1 protein-coding gene is annotated in these 1,677 nt (G+C 32.6%); it reads right to left on the bottom strand.

The genetic code is table 11. The features are described 5' to 3' along the window. Window positions 1–224: 224 nt before the first annotated feature. The gene (locus GA0061080_RS12165) at window positions 225–1,205 is read right to left on the bottom strand and encodes a hypothetical protein (RefSeq protein ID WP_091126204.1); all 981 of its coding nucleotides are present in this window, start codon (window positions 1,203–1,205) and stop codon (window positions 225–227) included. Window positions 1,206–1,677: the final 472 nt, after the last annotated feature.

Below are 1,677 nucleotides of genomic sequence, written 5' to 3'. Positions count from 1 at the left end.
AGAATTTATTTTGCTCATCGGACACGCATTTTGTTAAAATGAAAGCCGATGAGTAATATGTGTCTGTCAGATTAAGTTTGAGCTACTACAAGTAATACGAATTTTGAATTGAGATGTGATATCAGCAAATACATTAATTTTTACGGGTATGGTGTATCGGCAGGTTTCTGCCATTACCAAAACCATATTAATAAAAAAACGGCGGAGTTATCCGCCTGTTTTATTTATCTTATTACCTCTAATTCGTCAGAGCCTTTGGGTTTGTATAAGTAGAAGGTATAAGCTTCAGGAAAGTTGCTGAATTGAGCTTTGGCAACTAAAGGGGAATATCCATAAGATTTTAAATCTTTACTAACCAGGGTAACAACCCTACCATTGCCATAAAATTTTAATTCAACAGCATTGGGGTCTAATGGGAAGATAAACTTTTGTTTGACCTTGGCTCCTTCTTTAGCTGTTTTTATTGCATCTTCAAACCAATCTCTACTTTGCCATGCGTGAACTAAAGCGGATTCATATAAGGATTTAGTTACTAACTGAACAAATTCAGCGCTTTTATTGTTTTCGATAATAGATTGAATCTTTTTATAAAAATCTAATACTTCTTGCTTTATGTTCGGATGGTTTCTTAAATCCTGTCCATCGCTCCAGCCGGTTATCTGCCAGTTCATCTCTTCGGGTTTAACCTCAAATTCCATTTTGTATTCCGCATACGCTTGTTTATCATCTTCCATCTTTGGCGTTTCAAAGGTTAATATATCCCATTTAGTCGGATCTGGGTTATCCTTCGCTCTATTATTCCATGCCCACATGGGGTCTGAATGTCTTTCATTTTTTGTTATCGTAATTTTAAGCTTCGTGTCTTTGGTTAAACTTTTTTTAAACAAGGTATCTTCAATTTTTTGCGGGTATAATCGCAAGGTAACGGTCTGTTTTCCGGGCTTTAAAATGTATTTATTTATCTCATCACTCGTTGACCAGTTTCCCAGTCCGAAAAAGGTGATAACAGGCACATCGTTAACTAAGATTTCATACGAACAATCGGTATGTTCATATTTTATTTTATAAAGATAACTTTTCTCTTTATCAATAATTGATTTTTCCATTTCAGCTATATTGAATTTTGGGTTATTATTTTGTTTTTCGTTTTGTCCACAGCCTTGTAAGGACAAGCATAGTAGAGAGATTAATAATAAGTATTTCATAATTTATATATTTTAATTTTCATCGGGGATTACTTCCCAGTATTGAACATTTTTATCGGGATTATTGAAGTAGTATTTTACTGGATTTCTATCAATTAAGTATGATTTTTTGGTTTTTTACTTAAACACAGTGCACTCCTGAAACTTTTTAACAAGAATTGAGCTGTTTTTTTATTTAGATAAAATGTATGACATTATCGTGTCAATCAAAAATTTACCAATACCTAGTCCACAAACCAATGGAAAACCGAAAGTGTGATGCGCATGTTAACAAGTGGTTGCTAAATCAGTAACTAGTAACCATTTATGAATAAAAAATAGAGAAAAAATCTTAATTGTATTATTAATTTTTATAATACCGTTAAAATCCATAAAGCGATTTCAAAAAAACACCTTATAAGTTTTTAGCGGATTATTGGATCGGCTACACTAAATCATACAACTTTTTTAAGGGGTAAGGTAAACTTATCAC

The organism is Gilliamella intestini (assembly GCF_900094935.1).
GTDB lineage: Bacteria > Pseudomonadota > Gammaproteobacteria > Enterobacterales > Orbaceae > Gilliamella > Gilliamella intestini.
Note: the sequence above shows the minus strand (reverse complement) of the source record. Positions and strands in the feature narration are given on the sequence as shown.

Coding starts and splice junctions, on each gene's coding strand:
- GA0061080_RS12165 (WP_091126204.1), bottom strand. CDS start 1,205: ATGAAATACTTATTATTAATCTCTCTACTATGCTTGTCCTTACAAGGC.